This window comes from Klebsiella sp. BDA134-6 (genome assembly GCF_015601345.1).
In the GTDB taxonomy this organism is placed as follows: Bacteria; Pseudomonadota; Gammaproteobacteria; order Enterobacterales; family Enterobacteriaceae; genus Klebsiella; species Klebsiella grimontii.
The window spans coordinates 3,420,932-3,436,841 of record NZ_CP064784.1 but is presented as its reverse complement, the minus strand read 5'-3'; the positions used below and the strand labels follow the sequence as shown (position 1 = coordinate 3,436,841).

Annotated in this window: 14 protein-coding genes and 1 pseudogene; 11 read left to right on the top strand and 4 right to left on the bottom strand. The window is 61.3% G+C overall.

The features are described from left to right. Positions 1-5 precede the first annotated feature (5 nt). Entirely contained in the window at positions 6-1,325 is a 1,320-nt protein-coding gene (locus IYV58_RS15875; RefSeq protein WP_004119189.1) for an MFS transporter, read from the top strand. Positions 1,326-1,348: 23 nt separating this feature from the next. Continuing rightward, positions 1,349-2,185, top strand: a complete 837-nt coding sequence (locus IYV58_RS15870) for a shikimate dehydrogenase family protein (protein WP_004119191.1) — start codon at positions 1,349-1,351, stop codon at positions 2,183-2,185. Positions 2,186-2,236: 51 nt separating this feature from the next. Here IYV58_RS15870 and IYV58_RS28355 read toward each other — a convergent pair. Beyond that, a pseudogene (locus IYV58_RS28355) lies at positions 2,237-2,386 on the bottom strand (hypothetical protein); the annotation flags it as partial. A 96-nt stretch (positions 2,387-2,482) separates the two neighbouring features. After that, positions 2,483-3,289 carry a DNA-binding transcriptional regulator gene (locus tag IYV58_RS15865; RefSeq protein WP_087828227.1) on the bottom strand — a complete coding sequence of 269 codons (807 nt, stop codon included), beginning with the start codon at positions 3,287-3,289 and terminating at the stop codon, positions 2,483-2,485. 191 nt (positions 3,290-3,480) lie between these two features. Here IYV58_RS15865 and IYV58_RS15860 point away from each other — a divergent pair, with 191 nt between their 5' ends. The 9 genes from IYV58_RS15860 (at position 3,481) to IYV58_RS15820 (ending at position 13,367) form a co-directional block, all read left to right on the top strand. Then, a complete protein-coding gene (locus IYV58_RS15860; RefSeq protein WP_004119197.1) occupies positions 3,481-5,145 on the top strand; it encodes a bifunctional 3-(3-hydroxy-phenyl)propionate/3-hydroxycinnamic acid hydroxylase in 1,665 nt (554 codons plus the stop codon). Between the two features lies 1 nt (position 5,146). Next, a complete protein-coding gene (gene mhpB / locus IYV58_RS15855) occupies positions 5,147-6,091 on the top strand; it encodes a 2,3-dihydroxyphenylpropionate/2,3-dihydroxicinnamic acid 1,2-dioxygenase (RefSeq protein WP_004119199.1) in 945 nt (314 codons plus the stop codon). A 17-nt stretch (positions 6,092-6,108) separates the two neighbouring features. Beyond that, entirely contained in the window at positions 6,109-6,975 is an 867-nt protein-coding gene (gene mhpC / locus IYV58_RS15850; RefSeq protein WP_049115346.1) for a 2-hydroxy-6-oxonona-2,4-dienedioate hydrolase, read from the top strand. Between the two features lie 9 nt (positions 6,976-6,984). Then, positions 6,985-7,791 carry a 2-keto-4-pentenoate hydratase gene (gene mhpD, locus IYV58_RS15845; RefSeq protein WP_087828226.1) on the top strand — a complete coding sequence of 269 codons (807 nt, stop codon included), beginning with the start codon at positions 6,985-6,987 and terminating at the stop codon, positions 7,789-7,791. Beyond that, positions 7,784-8,734 carry an acetaldehyde dehydrogenase gene (gene mhpF / locus IYV58_RS15840; RefSeq protein ID WP_004119206.1) on the top strand — a complete coding sequence of 317 codons (951 nt, stop codon included), beginning with the start codon at positions 7,784-7,786 and terminating at the stop codon, positions 8,732-8,734. The genes mhpD and mhpF overlap by 8 nt, the downstream gene beginning before the upstream one ends. After that, the gene (gene mhpE, locus IYV58_RS15835; RefSeq protein ID WP_195729131.1) at positions 8,731-9,747 is read left to right on the top strand and encodes a 4-hydroxy-2-oxovalerate aldolase; all 1,017 of its coding nucleotides are present in this window, start codon (positions 8,731-8,733) and stop codon (positions 9,745-9,747) included. The genes mhpF and mhpE overlap by 4 nt, the downstream gene beginning before the upstream one ends. A gap of 74 nt (positions 9,748-9,821) precedes the next feature. Continuing rightward, on the top strand, positions 9,822-11,018 hold the full coding sequence (mhpT, locus tag IYV58_RS15830) for a 3-(3-hydroxy-phenyl)propionate transporter MhpT (RefSeq protein WP_087828223.1): 1,197 nt from the start codon (positions 9,822-9,824) through the stop codon (positions 11,016-11,018). Positions 11,019-11,158: 140 nt separating this feature from the next. After that, positions 11,159-11,893, top strand: a complete 735-nt coding sequence (locus IYV58_RS15825) for a purine nucleoside phosphorylase YfiH/LACC1 family protein (RefSeq protein ID WP_195729130.1) — start codon at positions 11,159-11,161, stop codon at positions 11,891-11,893. A gap of 70 nt (positions 11,894-11,963) precedes the next feature. Further along, entirely contained in the window at positions 11,964-13,367 is a 1,404-nt protein-coding gene (locus IYV58_RS15820) for a CBM96 family carbohydrate-binding protein (RefSeq protein WP_004119215.1), read from the top strand. Positions 13,368-13,564: 197 nt separating this feature from the next. Here IYV58_RS15820 and IYV58_RS15815 read toward each other — a convergent pair whose 3' ends face one another. Both IYV58_RS15815 and IYV58_RS15810 read right to left on the bottom strand, forming a co-directional pair. Continuing rightward, positions 13,565-15,145, bottom strand: a complete 1,581-nt coding sequence (locus tag IYV58_RS15815; protein ID WP_195729129.1) for a rhodanese homology domain-containing protein — start codon at positions 15,143-15,145, stop codon at positions 13,565-13,567. Between the two features lies 1 nt (position 15,146). Next, on the bottom strand, positions 15,147-15,743 hold the full coding sequence (locus IYV58_RS15810) for a cysteine dioxygenase family protein (protein ID WP_004119221.1): 597 nt from the start codon (positions 15,741-15,743) through the stop codon (positions 15,147-15,149). Positions 15,744-15,910: the final 167 nt, after the last annotated feature.

Sequence of the window (15,910 nt, the reverse complement as noted above, 5' to 3'; positions counted from 1 at the left end):
CGACTATGAACTCTTATAGCCACAATCAGACGACGGCCGCCGCCGCGTCCGACGTGCGGCCTTCCCGGCGGCGTATCGGTATTCTTGCGCTGCTGGCCGTCGGCACCATGATCAACTATCTCGACCGCACGGTGCTGGGTATCGCCGCGCCGCAGCTGACCGCTGAACTGGGGATTGATGCCGCAATGATGGGCATCGTGTTCTCCGCCTTTGCCTGGACCTACGCGCTGGCGCAGATCCCCGGCGGCATCTTCCTTGACCGCTTCGGTAATAAAGTCACCTATTTTCTGGCGCTGACCCTGTGGTCGCTATTCACCATGTTCCACGGCCTGGCGGTTGGCCTGAAGAGTCTGCTGCTGTGCCGCTTTGGCCTCGGCGTCAGCGAAGCGCCCTGTTTCCCGGTTAACAGCCGGGTAGTGAGCGCCTGGTTTCCGCAGCAGGAGCGCGCCAAGGCGACGGCGGTCTATACCGTCGGCGAATATCTCGGGCTGGCCTGTTTTGCGCCGCTGCTGTTCTGGATTATGGGCAGCTTCGGCTGGCGGGCGTTGTTTATTAGCGTCGGCGCCGCCGGGGTGTTGTTTGCGCTGGTATGGTGGCGTTGTTACCGCGAGCCGCATGAGGATAAGCATCTTAATCAGCTGGAGCGCGAGCACATCGTCAACGGTGGCGGAATGTCCACCGGCGCGGAGCAGCATACCGCCTTTAGCTGGCCGCTGGTTCGCCAACTGCTGGCTAAACGGCAGATTCTTGGCGCCAGCATCGGGCAGTTTGCCGGTAATACGGTGCTGGTCTTCTTCCTCACCTGGTTCCCGACCTATCTGGCCACCGAGCGCCATATGCCGTGGATCAAAGTCGGCTTCTTCGCCATCATGCCGTTTCTCGCGGCGGCGGGCGGCGTCATGTTCGGCGGCTGGGTTTCGGATAAGCTGCTGAAGGCCACCGGCTCGGCAAACCTCGGGCGTAAGCTGCCGATTATCACCGGTCTCCTGATGGCGAGTACCATTATTGCCGCCAACTGGCTGACCAGCGATCTGGCGGTGATCATGGTGATGTCGTTCGCCTTCTTTGGTCAGGGGATGGTCGGGCTGGGCTGGACATTGATCTCCGATATCGCGCCGAAGGGCCTTGGCGGTCTGACCGGCGGCCTGTTTAACTTCTGCGCTAACCTTGCCGGGATCCTTACGCCGCTGATTATCGGTTTTATCGTTGCGGCCTCCGGCAACTTCTTTTACGCGCTTATTTATATCGGCGGCGCCGCGCTGCTGGGCGTAGCGGCCTATCTGTTTATTCTCGGCGATGTTAAACGTATCGAACTTTCGCAGTAGCGCAGTAGCAAAAGGAGCAGCAAATGGTGATTAGTGGAAATACGCGGCTGATAGCGCATCTTGGCTACCCGACCGCGAAGTTTAAAGCGCCGATGATTTACAACCCGTGGTTGGTTCATCAGCAGGTTGACGCCAAAGTGGTGCCGATGGGCGTCAAGCCCGAGGATTATGCCGCCTTTGTGCCGATGCTGTTTAAGATGACTAATATTATTGGCGCGCTGGTCACCATGCCGCACAAAATCGCCACCTGCGGGTTGGTGCAGCGTCTGAGTCCAACGGCGGCGATAGCGGGGGCGTGCAACGCGATTCGTGCCGAAGCCGACGGTACGCTGAGCGGCGATATGTTTGACGGCGAAGGCTTTGTCCTCGGTATCAAACGTAAAGGATTCGCGACGCGCGGCGCCCGGGCGCTGGTGGTAGGCAGCGGCGGCGTCGGGTCGGCCATTGCCGCTTCGCTGGCGGCGGCAGGGGTTAGCGCCCTGACGTTGTACGACGTCCAGGCGCAGACGGCTGAAGCGCTGGCCGGGCGTCTGCTTCAGCACTATCCTCGGCTGGATATTACGCTGATGCAGCGCGATCCGCAGGGGCACGATCTGGTGGTCAACGCCACGCCGCTGGGGATGAAAGAGGGCGATCCGCTGCCGTTAGATCCGCAGCGCCTGACGCCGGGAACCTTTGTCGGCGAAGTGGTCATGGCCCAGGAGTTCACCCCGTTACTGCAGGCGGCGCGGGCGGCGGGTTGTCCCATTCAGCGCGGCACCGACATGCTGTTTGAAATGATCCCTGCCTATCTGCGTTTCTTTAACCTGCCGGTAGCGACGCCGGAACAGTTGCGCGAGCTGGCGGAGATTTCCTACTAAACCGATCTGAACCTGCGTTACTCTATCGTTATATTTATAGTTATATAACGATTGGAACACCACGCCGCGGGTGACGTGGTCGGGGAGGGGCACTTTCCGGCCCAGTTGGTCGGTGAGGGTGCGGTCGGCAAAGGCCTGGCCGGCGAACAGGCTGGCGCTTTATAGCGTCAGGACGAAGAAAACGCGCGGATGTCTGGACATGATGGGCTCATTAGCAATGAATAATCGTTATATATTAAAGTACACAACAATGCCGAGCGCGATGGCTGACGGGCTATTTACCGCTAAAGAACAAGGTTATTGGTAAAAAACCTCTTCATCGGACATCCGTTCCTCAATTCGGCTGGCGACCTTTTGCAATGAGGCGAGGTACTTTTGCGCCGCCTGGTCGATAGTCATGGCCTGGGCCATATACACCAGGTTCAGGCAGCCGATGACCCGCTGCTGGCGGCGAATGGGGACGGCAATGGACGCGATTTTCTCCTCCTGCTGCCAGCCGCGAAAGTTTTCACCGTAGCCGTTTTGCCGGGTGCGTTCGAGGATGGCGACCAGCTTCTCCGGCTCGCGCGCCAGCTGATACTCCGCTTCCGGCCTGGCGGCCAGCATCTCAACGATCGGGCTTCGTTCATGTTCCGGGGCGAAGGCCAGCCAGGTCAATCCGGAGGCGGTCAGCAGCAGCGGCAGGCGGCGGCCGACCATCGCGCGGTGGAAGGAGAGGCGGCTGAAGCGGTGAGTAGTTTCGCGCACGACCATCGCATCGACGTCCAGAGTCGTGATATCGGTGGGCCATAAAACCTCCCGCAGCAGCTCGCCAAGCAGCGGCGTGGCGAGGGCAGAAATCCAATGTTCGTCACGAAATCCCTCACTTAACTGACGCACTTTAATCGTCAACCGGAAGCTGTCATCGGAGCGGCTGCGGCGCACGTAACCCTCGTTCTGTAGCGTTTCCAGTAGCCGCCTGACGGTGGTGCGGTGCAGGCCGCTAAACTCGGCCAGGGTGCCGACCGTCGCGCCTCCGTCGAATTTATTTAACAAATTTAATAACAATAACCCGCGGCTTAAACCGCGTACCGTTTTGTAATCCGCCGACGAATTTTGGTCCATGCTTCCTCTGTAAAAATCATATTAAACAATAATGTGCACCTGGTGCACGTTATGTGATGTTTTGATTGTAGCGCAAATCATCGCCCCTATACTGACCTCACTATAAAAATATATTCACATTTGGTTAACAAGTTGCCCGCATTGATTCTTCTGCAATGTTGGCAATGCGTTCGAAGCGTGAGGTTTTGAAAATGACAACATCTAATCCTGATATTCAACCGGCCGTACAGCACACCGCCCAGGTCGCGATTGTCGGCGCCGGTCCGGTTGGCCTGACCATCGCCAACTACCTCGGGCAGATGGGCGTGAGCGTCCTGCTGATTGAGAAGCTTGAGTCGCTGATCGACTATCCCCGCGCCATCGGTATTGACGATGAGTCGCTGCGGGCAATGCAGGCGGTGGGCCTGGTGGACAAGGTATTGCCGCATACCACGCCGTGGCACGCGATGCGCTTCATGACGCCGAAAGGGCGCTGCTTTGCCGATATTCAACCGATGACCGACGAGTTTGGCTGGTCGCGGCGCAACGCGTTTATTCAGCCGCAGGTTGATGGGGTGCTGTACGAAGGCCTTAGCCGCTTCCCCCACGTGCGTTGCCTGTTTTCCCGTGAAGTGGAGGCTTTTAGCCAAAATAGTGACAACGTCACGTTGAATCTCAAAGGCAGCGCCGGCGAACATGAAACCGTGCGCGCCGACTGGCTGGTGGCCTGCGACGGCGGAGCGAGCCTGATTCGCCGCACGCTCAATATCCCCTTCGAAGGTAAAACCGCGCCGAATCAGTGGATTGTTATCGATATTGCCAACGACCCGCTGGCGACGCCGCACGTCTATCTGTGCTGCGATCCGGTGCGTCCGTACGTGTCAGCCGCGCTGCCGCACGGGGTACGGCGCTTTGAATTTATGGTGATGCCCGGCGAAACCGAAGCCCAGCTCAGCGAGCCGCACAAGATGCGCCAGCTACTGAGCAAGGTGCTACCGGACCCGGACAACGTCGAGCCGATCCGCCAGCGCGTCTACACCCATAACGCGCGCATCGCCGAACGCTTTCGCGTCGATCGCGTGCTGCTGGCGGGCGACGCCGCGCACATCATGCCGGTCTGGCAGGGGCAAGGCTATAACAGCGGCATGCGCGACGCCTTTAACCTGGGGTGGAAGCTGGCGCTGGTGGTGAGGGGCAAAGCTGGCGAGGCGCTGCTCGACAGCTACCAGCAGGAACGGCGCGATCATGCCAAAGCGATGATCGACCTGTCGGTGACCGCCGGCAACGTGCTGGCGCCGCCGAAACGCTGGCACGGCGCGGTGCGCGACGGTATTTCGTGGCTGCTCAACTATCTGCCGCCGGTTAAACGCTACTTCCTGGAAATGCGCTTCAAGCCGATGCCGCAGTATCGCGAAGGCGCGCTGCTGGCGGAAGGCGAAGGCAAAACGTCCCCGGTAGGCAAAATGTTTATCCAGCCGAAGGTCACGCTGGAGGGCGGTCAGGTGACGCTGCTGGATGAGGTGATGGGCGCGAACTTTGCCATCATCGCCTGGGGCAGCAACCCGCTGTGGGGGCTTAACGATGAGCAGATAGCCCGCTGGCGCGCCGTCGGCGTGCGGTTTATCCAGGTGGTGCCAGAAGTACAGATTCATTGCGATCAGGACAACGTGCCCGGCGTCATCCGCCTCGGTGATACGCAAAACCGCCTGAAAAGCTGGTTCGCGCAGCACGATACCGCCATCGCCGTGGTGCGTCCGGACCGCTTCGTCGCCACCGTGGCCATCCCGCAAACCCTGAGCAAAAAGCTCGACGCGCTGGCACGCAAGATGCAGCTGGCCGCCACCCAGGCAGCAACGACGATTGAACAGGTGGCCTGATATGAATGCGTATCTTCATTGCCTCTCGCATACCCCGCTGGTGGGCTACGTTGACCCGGAACAGGCGGTGCTGGACGAAGTGAACGGCACCATCGCCGACGCGCGGGCGCGCATTGCCGCCTTCGACCCGGAGCTGGTGGTGCTGTTTGCCCCCGATCACTACAACGGTTTTTTCTACGATGTGATGCCGCCGTTTTGTTTAGGCATCGGAGCGACCTCTATCGGCGACTTCAGCAGCGCCAGCGGCGTTTTGCCGGTGCCGACGGCGCTGGCGGAGGCCTGCGCCCACGCGGTGATCAAGGACGGTATCGATCTGGCGGTCTCCTACTGCATGCAGGTGGACCACGGCTTTGCGCAGCCGCTGGAGTTCCTGCTCGGCGGGCTCGACAGGCTGCCGGTTCTGCCGGTGTTTATTAACGGCGTCGCCTCGCCGCTGCCGGGCTTTCAGCGTACCCGCATGCTGGGCGAAGCCATTGGCCGCTTTCTAACCACCCTCAATAAGCGGGTATTAATTCTCGGCTCCGGCGGCCTGTCGCATCAGCCGCCGGTACCGGAGCTGGCGAAGGCCGATGCCCATATGCGCGACCGGCTGCTGGGCAGCGGCAGGCAGCTGCCACCGGACGAGCGTGAATTGCGCCAGCAGCGGGTCATTAGCGCGGCGAAGCAGTTTATCGATGACCAGAACTCGCTCTATCCGCTCAATCCGGTCTGGGATACCCGCTTTATGAGCCTGCTGGAGCAGGGGCGGCTGACGGAGCTGGACGCCGTCAGTAACGAAGAACTGTCGGCGATGGCCGGGAAATCAACGCACGAAATTAAAACCTGGGTGGCCGCTTTTGCCGCGCTATCCGCATTTGGCCGCTGGCGCTGCGAAGGCCGCTATTACCGACCAATCCCCGAGTGGATTGCCGGGTTTGGCTCGCTGAGCGCCGCCGCGCAGAACTGAATTAACGGGAGAAGATGATGAGCTACCAACCGCAAACCGAAGCCGCCACCAGCCGTTTCCTCAACGTTGAGGAGAACGGAGAGACATTACGCATCCATTTTAACGACTGCGGCCAGGGGGATGAAACCGTGGTCCTGCTGCACGGCTCCGGCCCCGGCGCCACTGGCTGGGCCAACTTTAGCCGCAATATCGACCCGCTGGTGGAGGCGGGCTACCGGGTCATTCTGCTGGACTGCCCCGGCTGGGGAAAAAGCGATTCTATCGTCAACCGCGGCTCGCGTTCCGACCTGAACGCCAGGGTGCTGAAAAGCGTGATTGACCAGCTGGATATCAGCAAGGTGCATCTGCTGGGCAACTCGATGGGCGGCCACAGCGCGGTGGCATTCACCCTGACCTGGCCGGAGCGCGTCGGCAAACTGGTGCTGATGGGCGGCGGAACCGGCGGCATGAGCCTGTTTACGCCGATGCCGACGGAAGGCATCAAGCTGCTGAACGGCCTCTACCGTGAGCCGACCATCGAAAACCTGAAAAAGATGATGAACATCTTTGTCTTCGATACTCGCGATCTGACCGAAGCCCTGTTCGACGCGCGCCTCAACAATATGCTGTCGCGCAGGGAACATCTGGATAACTTCGTCAAAAGCCTGGAAGCCAACCCGAAACAGTTCCCGGATTTTAGCCCGCGTCTTGGCGAAATCCGCGCGCAAACCCTGATCGTCTGGGGGCGAAACGATCGCTTCGTGCCGATGGACGCCGGGCTGCGCCTGCTGGCGGGCATTAACGGTTCCGAGCTGCATATCTATCGCGACTGCGGCCACTGGGCTCAGTGGGAGCACGCGGAGAGCTTTAACCAGCTGGTGCTCGACTTTCTGGCGCGTCCCTGAGGAATCCTGATGACAACTTTATCTCTTGAACAACTGGCGCAGCGGCTGCGCGATGCCGAAACGCGCGGTCAGGCCATTGAACCGCTGCGCGATACGCTTGGCGTTGACAACGCGGAAGCGGCCTACGCCATCCAGCGGATGAACGTGCAGCACCACGTGGCGAACGGCCGCCGGGTGGTGGGGCGCAAGGTGGGACTGACCCACCCGAAAGTGCAGCAGCAACTGGGCGTTGACCAGCCGGACTTCGGCACTCTATTTGCCGATATGTGCTATGGCGATAACGCCGAGGTCCCGTTCTCCCGGGTGCTGCAGCCGAAGGTGGAGGCCGAAATCGCCCTGCTGCTGAAACGCGATCTGCCGCATACCGATACTACCTTTGATGAGCTTTACGCCGCCATCGACTGGGTACTGCCGGCGCTGGAAGTGGTCGGCAGCCGTATACGCGACTGGTCGATTGGCTTCGTCGACACGGTCGCCGATAACGCCTCCTGCGGCGTTTACGTGCTGGGCAGCCCGGCGCGGCGTCCGGACGGGCTGGACCTGAAAAATTGCGCGATGCGCATGACCCGTAATGAGGAGGAGGTCTCCAGCGGGCGGGGCAGCGAATGTCTTGGCCACCCGCTGAACGCGGCGGTGTGGCTGGCGCGCAAAATGGCCAGCCTCGGCGAGCCGCTGCGGGCGGGCGATATCGTGCTGACCGGAGCGTTAGGCCCGATGGTGGCGATTAACGCCGGCGATCGTTTTGCCGCCCATATCGACGGTTTAGGTTCAGTGGCGGCGACCTTTGTCGCCAAAGAGGAAGAGAGTGATGAGTAAACGTAAAGTCGCCATTATCGGCTCCGGTAATATCGGCACCGATTTAATGATCAAAATACTGCGCCACGGGCAGCATCTGGAGATGGCGGTAATGGTCGGCATTGACCCGGAATCAGACGGCCTTGCCCGCGCCCGGCGCATGGGCGTCGCCACCACGCACGAGGGCGTTGGCGGCCTGATGCGGATGGCCGAATTCGCCGATATCGATTTTGTTTTTGACGCCACCAGCGCCGGGGCGCACGTAAAAAACGATGCCGCGTTGCGCGAAGCTAAACCGGGGATCCGCGTTATTGACCTGACCCCGGCGGCCATCGGCCCGTACTGCGTGCCGGTGGTTAACCTCGAGGCCAACCTTGCCGAGGGCAACGTCAATATGGTCACCTGCGGCGGCCAGGCGACGATCCCGATGGTGGCGGCGGTCTCCCGGGTGGCGAAGGTCCACTATGCGGAGATCATCGCCTCGATTGCCAGCAAATCCGCCGGGCCGGGGACGCGCGCTAACATTGATGAGTTCACCGAGACCACCTCGCAGGCCATCGAGAAAGTCGGCGGGGCGGCGAAAGGTAAAGCGATTATCGTGCTGAACCCGGCGGAGCCGCCGCTGATGATGCGCGATACCGTGTATGTCCTGAGCGAAGCGGCGTCGCAGCAGGAAATTGCCGCGTCGATCGCCGAGATGGCGGCGGCGGTGCAGGCTTATGTGCCAGGGTATCGCCTGAAGCAGCAGGTGCAGTTTGAGGTCATCCCGGATGATAAACCGGTAAACCTGCCGGGGGTCGGCCGCTTCTCCGGCCTGAAAACGGCGGTTTACCTTGAGGTTGAAGGGGCGGCGCACTATTTGCCCGCCTACGCGGGCAACCTCGACATTATGACATCGGCGGCGCTGGCGACGGCGGAGAAAATGGCCCAGGCGATGAACGACACGGCGGGAGAAGCAGCATGAATGGTAAAAAACTCTATATATCAGACGTGACCCTGCGCGACGGGATGCACGCGATTCGCCATCAGTACTCGCTCGACAATGTGCGCCAGATTGCCCGGGCGCTGGACAGCGCGGGCGTCGATTCGATAGAAGTGGCTCACGGCGACGGGCTGCAGGGTTCCAGTTTTAACTACGGCTTCGGCGCGCACAGCGACCTGGAGTGGATTGAAGCGGCGGTGGAGTCGGTCAGCCAGGCGAAAATCGCCACTTTATTGTTGCCCGGCATCGGCACGCTGCACGATCTGAAAAACGCCTATCAGGCCGGAGCGCGGGTAGTACGGGTGGCGACCCACTGCACCGAGGCGGATGTTTCCGCGCAGCATATCGCCTTTGCCCGCGAACTGGGCATGGACACCGTAGGCTTTCTGATGATGAGCCATATGACCACTCCGGAGCAGCTGGCGCAGCAGGCCTTGAAGATGGAGTCCTACGGCGCGACCTGTATTTACGTGGTCGATTCCGGCGGAGCGATGAATATGAACGATATCCGCGATCATTTCCGCGCCCTCAAGGCGGTGCTGAAGCCGGAAACCGCCACCGGGATGCACGCGCACCATAACCTGAGCCTCGGCGTGGCCAACTCCATCGTCGCGGTGGAAGAGGGCTGCGACCGTATCGACGCCAGCCTGGCGGGGATGGGGGCCGGGGCGGGCAACGCGCCGCTGGAGGTGTTTATCGCCGCCGCCGACAAGCTCGGCTGGAATCACGGTACCGATCTGTACGCTCTGATGAATGCTGCCGATGAGCTGGTGCGCCCGCTGCAGGACCGCCCGGTGCGGGTTGACCGCGAAACGCTGGCGCTGGGCTATGCCGGGGTTTACTCCAGCTTTCTGCGCCACAGCGAAGTAGCAGCCGGGCGCTACGGCCTGAGCGCGGTGGATATTCTCGTCGAACTCGGCAAGCGACGGATGGTGGGCGGTCAGGAGGATATGATCGTCGACGTCGCGCTGGATCTGCTCAATCGTCATCAATAAAAGCAACGCGCGGCTGGCAACGTATCAGCCGCCATTCATCTGCTCCGCTTGTCCGGATATCGCAAAGGTACCCTATGACCCAAACAACGACTGCAAGCAATTCGCGCCTGATGTTAACCGTCGGGCTCTGTTTTATGGTGGCTCTGATGGAAGGGCTGGATCTGCAGGCGGCGGGGATCGCCGCCGTTGGCATGGCGCAGGCGTTCGCGCTGGATAAAATGCAGATGGGCTGGATCTTCAGCGCCGGGATCCTCGGCCTGCTGCCCGGCGCGCTGGTGGGCGGCATGCTGGCGGATCGCTATGGCCGCAAGCGAATTCTGCTGGGTTCGGTGCTGCTCTTCGGCCTGTTCTCAATCGCTACCGCGCTGGCGTGGAATTATCCGACGCTGCTGCTGGCGCGACTGCTGACCGGCGTCGGCCTGGGCGCGGCGCTGCCGAATCTGATTGCGCTCACCTCGGAAGCCGCCGGTCCGCGCTTTCGCGGCAGGGCGGTCAGCCTGATGTATTGCGGCGTGCCCATTGGCGCGGCGCTGGCGGCGGCGCTGGGCTTTTTCGGCCTCGCCGCCGCCTGGCAAACGGTGTTCTGGGTCGGCGGTATCGTTCCGCTGCTGCTGGTGCCGCTGCTGCTGCGCTGGCTGCCGGAATCGCCGGTGTTTCAGCGCAGCGCGCAGGGCGTGCCGCTGCGCACGCTCCTCGCGCCGGGCAATGCTACCGCCACGCTGCTGCTGTGGCTGTGCTATTTTTTCACGCTGCTGGTGGTCTATATGCTGATCAACTGGCTGCCGATGCTGCTAGTCGGCCAGGGGTTCAGCGCCAGCGAGGCGGCGGGAGTGATGTTTGTCCTGCAGTTTGGCGCCGCCTGCGGCACGCTGCTGCTAGGGGCGCTGATGGATAAGCTCAGCCCGCTGTGGATGTCGCTGCTGATCTATACCGGCATGCTGGCGTCGCTGCTGGCGCTGGGGACCGCGTCCTCGCTGACCGCAATGCTCTTCTCCGGCTTTGTCGCCGGACTGTTTGCCACCGGCGGACAGAGCGTGCTTTACGCGCTGGCTCCGCTGTTCTATCGCACCGAAATCCGCGCCACCGGCGTAGGCACGGCGGTGGCGATCGGCCGTCTCGGCGCGATGAGCGGCCCGCTGCTGGCGGGCAAAATGCTGGCGCTGGGCACCGGAACCGTGGGCGTGATGGCCGCCTCTGCTCCCGGTATTCTGCTGGCGGGGGCGGCGGTATTCTGGCTGATGAGCCGACAAAAGCGCGCGGCGCTGGCCTGAGCATTTTCGCTGATTCCCGGGGCGGCGCGATAAAGCCGCGCCTTGCCCGGGCTACCGGGCTGGTAGCCCGGGAATCCACCTTGCGCATCTATCCACTTTGGCATAGGTTAAATCATCATCCATTGATTCTTCCGAGCATCATGTCTTTTACATCCCGCTTACTAAGCGATATCCCCGGTATCCGCTACGCCTTTCTCGACGTTCATGAAACCGCCGCCTTTCCCTATAGCGAAATGGCGCCGGTTAAACTGGTTCACAGCAATATCGTGCATGAGTATCGCGCGCCGCAGGCGGAGCGACCCCACGCCGATGCGATGTTTACCGCCGTCAGCGGGCAGAAGATGGGCGTGGTGACCGCCGACTGTCTGCCGCTGCTGATGGCGTCGCGAGACGGGCGCTATGTCTGCAGCGTACACGCAGGCTGGCGCGGCGCGGCCAGCGGAATTATCGACAATAGCCTCGCGCTGTTTCAGCGTTATCACGTCGACCAGCAAGATCTGGTGGTGGTGAGCGGGCCGCATATTCATGCCTGCTGCTATGAAGTCACCGGCGACTTCTACCAGGCGCTGCTGGCGATGCCCGCCGGCGAACTGGCAAAACGCCATCGGCAGCAGCTTTTCCTGCCCCATCAGGCGGCGTCGGAGGGTGAACAGGCGAAAGCGACCGGTGACGACAATTTTTGGTTCGATCTGCGAGCCTTTGCGCGTCTCCTGCTGCGCGAGGCGGGCGTGCCGGATGAAAACATGGAGTGGCTGGGGAGCTGTACCTACTGTACGCCGCAACTGCTGGGGTCGTATCGCCGGCGTACGCATTTTCCGGCGCCGAAATCATTTCAGTATTCATGGATCATGCGCGAGCCTGGTGAGACGAAATGATGTTTGATGATGTGTAACATCGGCGGTCGTTTGCTATCTCTGCACTCCTTCAAACAAGGAGGATTGCAAAATGAAATTGAACCCGTTCGCTGTATGTTTCGCACCGCTGCTGGCCGCCAGCGCGTTTTCCGCTCATGCTGGCCCGCAGGCCCATGTGGTCTGCGCATATCACCACACGTTGGGCGATGACGCCATCATGATGTTCGGCAAACCGAATCAGGCCATGTGGCATGATTTTTTTGGTAATACCCATACCGATGCGGTTTCCACCTATCAAACCCTGCGCGACCAGCCGGAAACCACCTGCGATAACAAGGCCGACAGTTCCGCCTACTGGGTGCCTTCAATGAAGCTGCCGGATGGTCAGGTGGTGACGCCGGCGTATCAAAAAACCTACTATCAGACCAGCAAAGTGGAACAGTATCCGCTGCAACCGTTCCCGGCGGGTCTCGAACTGCTGGCGGGAGACCATCATGGCTCGGCCCCCAGCTCGCGGATTACGTTTTTGTGCGCCAACGGGAAAGGCTACAGCAACCAGGCAGGGGAGGTCTGTGGACTGCGTAAAGGCGGCGATGCGGTACAGTTTAATATCGGTATTCAGTTCCCCAACTGCTGGGATGGCGTCAACCTGAAGCCGGCTCACGGGCACAGTAACGCGGCATATGATGTCAACGGCGCCTGTCCGAGCGATTATCCGGTGAAAATCCCGACGGTAAATATGAACGTTGCCTACGTTCTGCCGCAGATAACCTCGCTGGATACCGCAAAAATTCAGCTTTCACTGGATCCGGTTATGGACGGCGATAAGCGCGAAGAGCGCTGGGGCAGTATCTATACGGCGCACGCGGATTTTATGAACGGCTGGACGGTGGAAGGGGCGCACTATATGACCGAGCGCTGCATGAACAAGGGGATCGACTGCGGCAGCGCGGTGCCGTATCGCTTCACGACGGCGAAGGAGAATGCGCTGGTGGACAGCACCGAGCCGACGGTTGCCCACGCCGCACCGGAAAACCTGGTGGTGAGCGATAACTGGCAAAACGGCGGGCGGACGCATAACCCGGAAACCATGACGCTGGTGAAATTTCCTATCCCGCCGCTGCCGCAGGACCAGGACGCCTCGCTGTTTAAATATCAGCTGCGGATCTACGGCGGTAAAGTGGAGACCAACGGCGCGGATCAGATCTTCTTCTATCCGGCGAACAATGACTGGAGCGCCAGCAGCGTGACCTGGAATCATCGTCCACCCTGCAACTACAGCTCACAGGCGTCGTTGTATCTCAATTCCAAACGCGAATACCGGATGGTGGATGTCGATAAAGCGGTGCGCAAGGCGCTGGCGGAAGGCAAAACCGAGATTTCGTGGTATATCGGCGGCGACCGCCAGGGCAATCGCTATCATTTCGACCCGGCGGGCGCGCAGCAGGAGCCGATGCTGATGCTGATGGGCTTTAAAAATACGCCGGAGATCTGATTGCGTCCCTTCCCCGAGCTACTGGACCGCAGATGGCTGTGGACCCGTAGCCCGGGCAGGCGCTTTGCGCCGCCCCCGGGATTAGAGCGCAGAGTGGCATAATTTCCCGGAGGCGATGCTGCGCATCTGTCCGGGCTACGGTATGGCCGACGGTGGTGAGCCCTTAGCCCCGCTAAGCGCAGCGCGAGCGGGGAAATTCACAACACCGTAAACCCGTGCGTGCCATCGCGCTTGAGCTGTTCAACCAGGCCGAACTCCCAGTCGAGGTAGGCCTGCATTGCCCCGGGGGAGTTATCGGTACCTTCATACGGGCGCTGATAGCGATCGCTGCGCGGCGTCGCCAGATGCGTCTCGCCGTGCTCGAGCGCAAGCCCGGCGTCAATCCACGCCAGAGTGCCGCCGCTCAGCAGTCGCACCGGTTTACCGGTTAACGCCGCCACCTCAGGCACTGCATAGCGGGCCAGCAGGCTGCTGCCGCAGGTGACAACGTAACGTTCGGCGGAAGGGATAACCTCCAGCGCCTGGCGCAGCTGCGAACGTATCAGCCAGTAAGCGCCGGGAATGTGCCGGGCGACATAGTTGGCGCTGGTGGTGAAATCCAGTACCACGGTGCCCGGTTCCCGCAGCTGTTCCGCCAGCTGCTGCGCAGAGATCTCCTCCGCCTGCGGACCAGGCGGTACGCGGCCTGCGGGGGTACCGCGCTCGCTAAAATCTTCCGCGCGCGCATCGCGTAAGACCGCCACCTCCCAGCCCATCTGCGCCAGCCAGGACGCCGTTATCGGCGCGCGTATCTCGTCATCGGCAACCAGCACAATGCGCGCCCCGCGCACGCTGGCGAAATGGTCGGTCTCCTGCACCAGCTGCCCGCCGGGCGCGCTGACGCTCTGCGGCAGATGGCCCGCGGCATACTCTTCCGGACTCCGGACGTCGAACAGATAGGTGGTGCGTGCGGGCTGCCGCAGCCAGCGCTGAAGGGTGGGGCTATCGATAAAGGTGACTCCGGCGCGCTCCGCCAGCTGTCTCACCGTCGCCGCGCGTTCGGCTGGGGCGCGAAAATCGGCGTCGTAGCGCCGCTGCTGGGCGCGCTCAAGGTCAAACCCGGCTAAGGTCCAGCCGATGGTGCCGTTGCGCAGCGCGTAGACCGGGTTGGGCAAACCGGCATTGCGCAGCGACTGCGTGCCGATAATGCTGCGCGTGCGCCCGGCGCAGTTGACGATCACCGTCGCCTGCGATGACGGAACCAACCCCTCAATGCGCAGCGCCAGCTCCCCGCCGGGCACGCTGATGCTGCCGGGAATATTCATGGTGTGATACTCATCGAAACGGCGCGCGTCGACCACCACTACCTCCTGTGGGCTATCGAGCAGCGCTTTCACTTCCCCGGCGCTCAGCGAGGGGGTATGCCGCTCGCTCTCCACCAGCTCGCCGAACGCTTTGCTCGGCGAATTGACGTCCTGAAACAGTTCCCCGCCGCTGCGCTGCCAGCCCGGCAGGCCGCCTTCCAGCAGGGCGACATTTTCGTAGCCCCAGCTCTGTAGACGCTCGACGGCTCGCTCTGCCAGGCCCTCGCCGCCGTCATAGACGGTAATCGGCGTCGTCAGGCGCGGTACGCGCCGAAAAATGTCCAGCTCCAGCTTGCTGAGCGGCAGATTGGCGGCAAACAGCGGATGGCTGCGGGCAAAGTCGGCCTCTTCGCGAACGTCGATCAGCGCCAGCTCGGCGCCGTCAAGCAGCGCCTGGCGCAGCTGTGTGGCCGGACGATAAGAGCAGGTGGGCATATTAATTATCCTTTGAGAGATCCCAGATATTGGGTAAGTGGCGGTTGGAGTAACCGGAGACAAATGGTTTGACGAGGCCTTCCGGGGTATAAACCGCGCGCCTGACGCCGCCGATATTGCCGCCGTAAACGTGGATACTGATCGAGACGCTATCCGCCAGGGCGTTGCTCACCCGGTGAATATCACCGTCGCGGGAAGAGACTTTTTCCACCTCGCCTGGGGAAAGGCGTTCAGCAACGCCGCTGACCACCGGCTGGCCGCGCTCGTCCAGGCGGTAGCGCTGATTCTCCTCCGCGCCGCGCAGCATGCCGATGGCGCCCCACACCCGATGGTCGTGAATCGGCGTCGATTGCCCCGGGCCCCAGACGAAGCTGACAATGGAGAAACGCTGTCCGGAGTCAACATGCAGCAGGTACTGCTGATAGTGGTGGGGATGCGGCAGGGTGTACTCTTCCGGCAGCCAGTCATCTTTTTTCACCAGCGCGGCCAGGCGCACGGCCACGGCGTCGAGCAGGGCCTTCTCGTCGGCGAACTCGCGATGCAGTGCATCAAGGTCTTGAATAAACTGGCGTAATTTTTCCACTCGCGGTGCGGTCATGGTCGCTTCCTGTTGTCGGGGCTGGTCTTTACGCTAGCAAAGGCGTTAATATAATTAAAATGCAATTTCCGCATATATTAATATGCAAAAATCACATTGATAGCCTACCCATCAAGCGTCATTGGCGCAGACAGTTTGAACACGGCCAGCGCGGAAGAACCGCAGCG

What these genes read in the sequence shown, in the direction of transcription:
- IYV58_RS15865 (WP_087828227.1), bottom strand. Translation starts at nt 3,289, where the DNA reads ATGGACCAAAATTCGTCGGCGGATTACAAAACGGTACGCGGTTTAAGC.
- IYV58_RS15870 (WP_004119191.1), top strand. Translation starts at nt 1,349, where the DNA reads ATGGTGATTAGTGGAAATACGCGGCTGATAGCGCATCTTGGCTACCCG.
- mhpE (WP_195729131.1), top strand. Translation starts at nt 8,731, where the DNA reads ATGAATGGTAAAAAACTCTATATATCAGACGTGACCCTGCGCGACGGG.
- mhpT (WP_087828223.1), top strand. Translation starts at nt 9,822, where the DNA reads ATGACCCAAACAACGACTGCAAGCAATTCGCGCCTGATGTTAACCGTC.
- mhpC (WP_049115346.1), top strand. Translation starts at nt 6,109, where the DNA reads ATGAGCTACCAACCGCAAACCGAAGCCGCCACCAGCCGTTTCCTCAAC.
- mhpF (WP_004119206.1), top strand. Translation starts at nt 7,784, where the DNA reads ATGAGTAAACGTAAAGTCGCCATTATCGGCTCCGGTAATATCGGCACC.
- IYV58_RS15825 (WP_195729130.1), top strand. Translation starts at nt 11,159, where the DNA reads ATGTCTTTTACATCCCGCTTACTAAGCGATATCCCCGGTATCCGCTAC.
- IYV58_RS15875 (WP_004119189.1), top strand. Translation starts at nt 6, where the DNA reads ATGAACTCTTATAGCCACAATCAGACGACGGCCGCCGCCGCGTCCGAC.
- IYV58_RS15810 (WP_004119221.1), bottom strand. Translation starts at nt 15,743, where the DNA reads ATGACCGCACCGCGAGTGGAAAAATTACGCCAGTTTATTCAAGACCTT.
- IYV58_RS15860 (WP_004119197.1), top strand. Translation starts at nt 3,481, where the DNA reads ATGACAACATCTAATCCTGATATTCAACCGGCCGTACAGCACACCGCC.
- IYV58_RS15820 (WP_004119215.1), top strand. Translation starts at nt 11,964, where the DNA reads ATGAAATTGAACCCGTTCGCTGTATGTTTCGCACCGCTGCTGGCCGCC.
- IYV58_RS15815 (WP_195729129.1), bottom strand. Translation starts at nt 15,145, where the DNA reads ATGCCCACCTGCTCTTATCGTCCGGCCACACAGCTGCGCCAGGCGCTG.
- mhpD (WP_087828226.1), top strand. Translation starts at nt 6,985, where the DNA reads ATGACAACTTTATCTCTTGAACAACTGGCGCAGCGGCTGCGCGATGCC.
- mhpB (WP_004119199.1), top strand. Translation starts at nt 5,147, where the DNA reads ATGAATGCGTATCTTCATTGCCTCTCGCATACCCCGCTGGTGGGCTAC.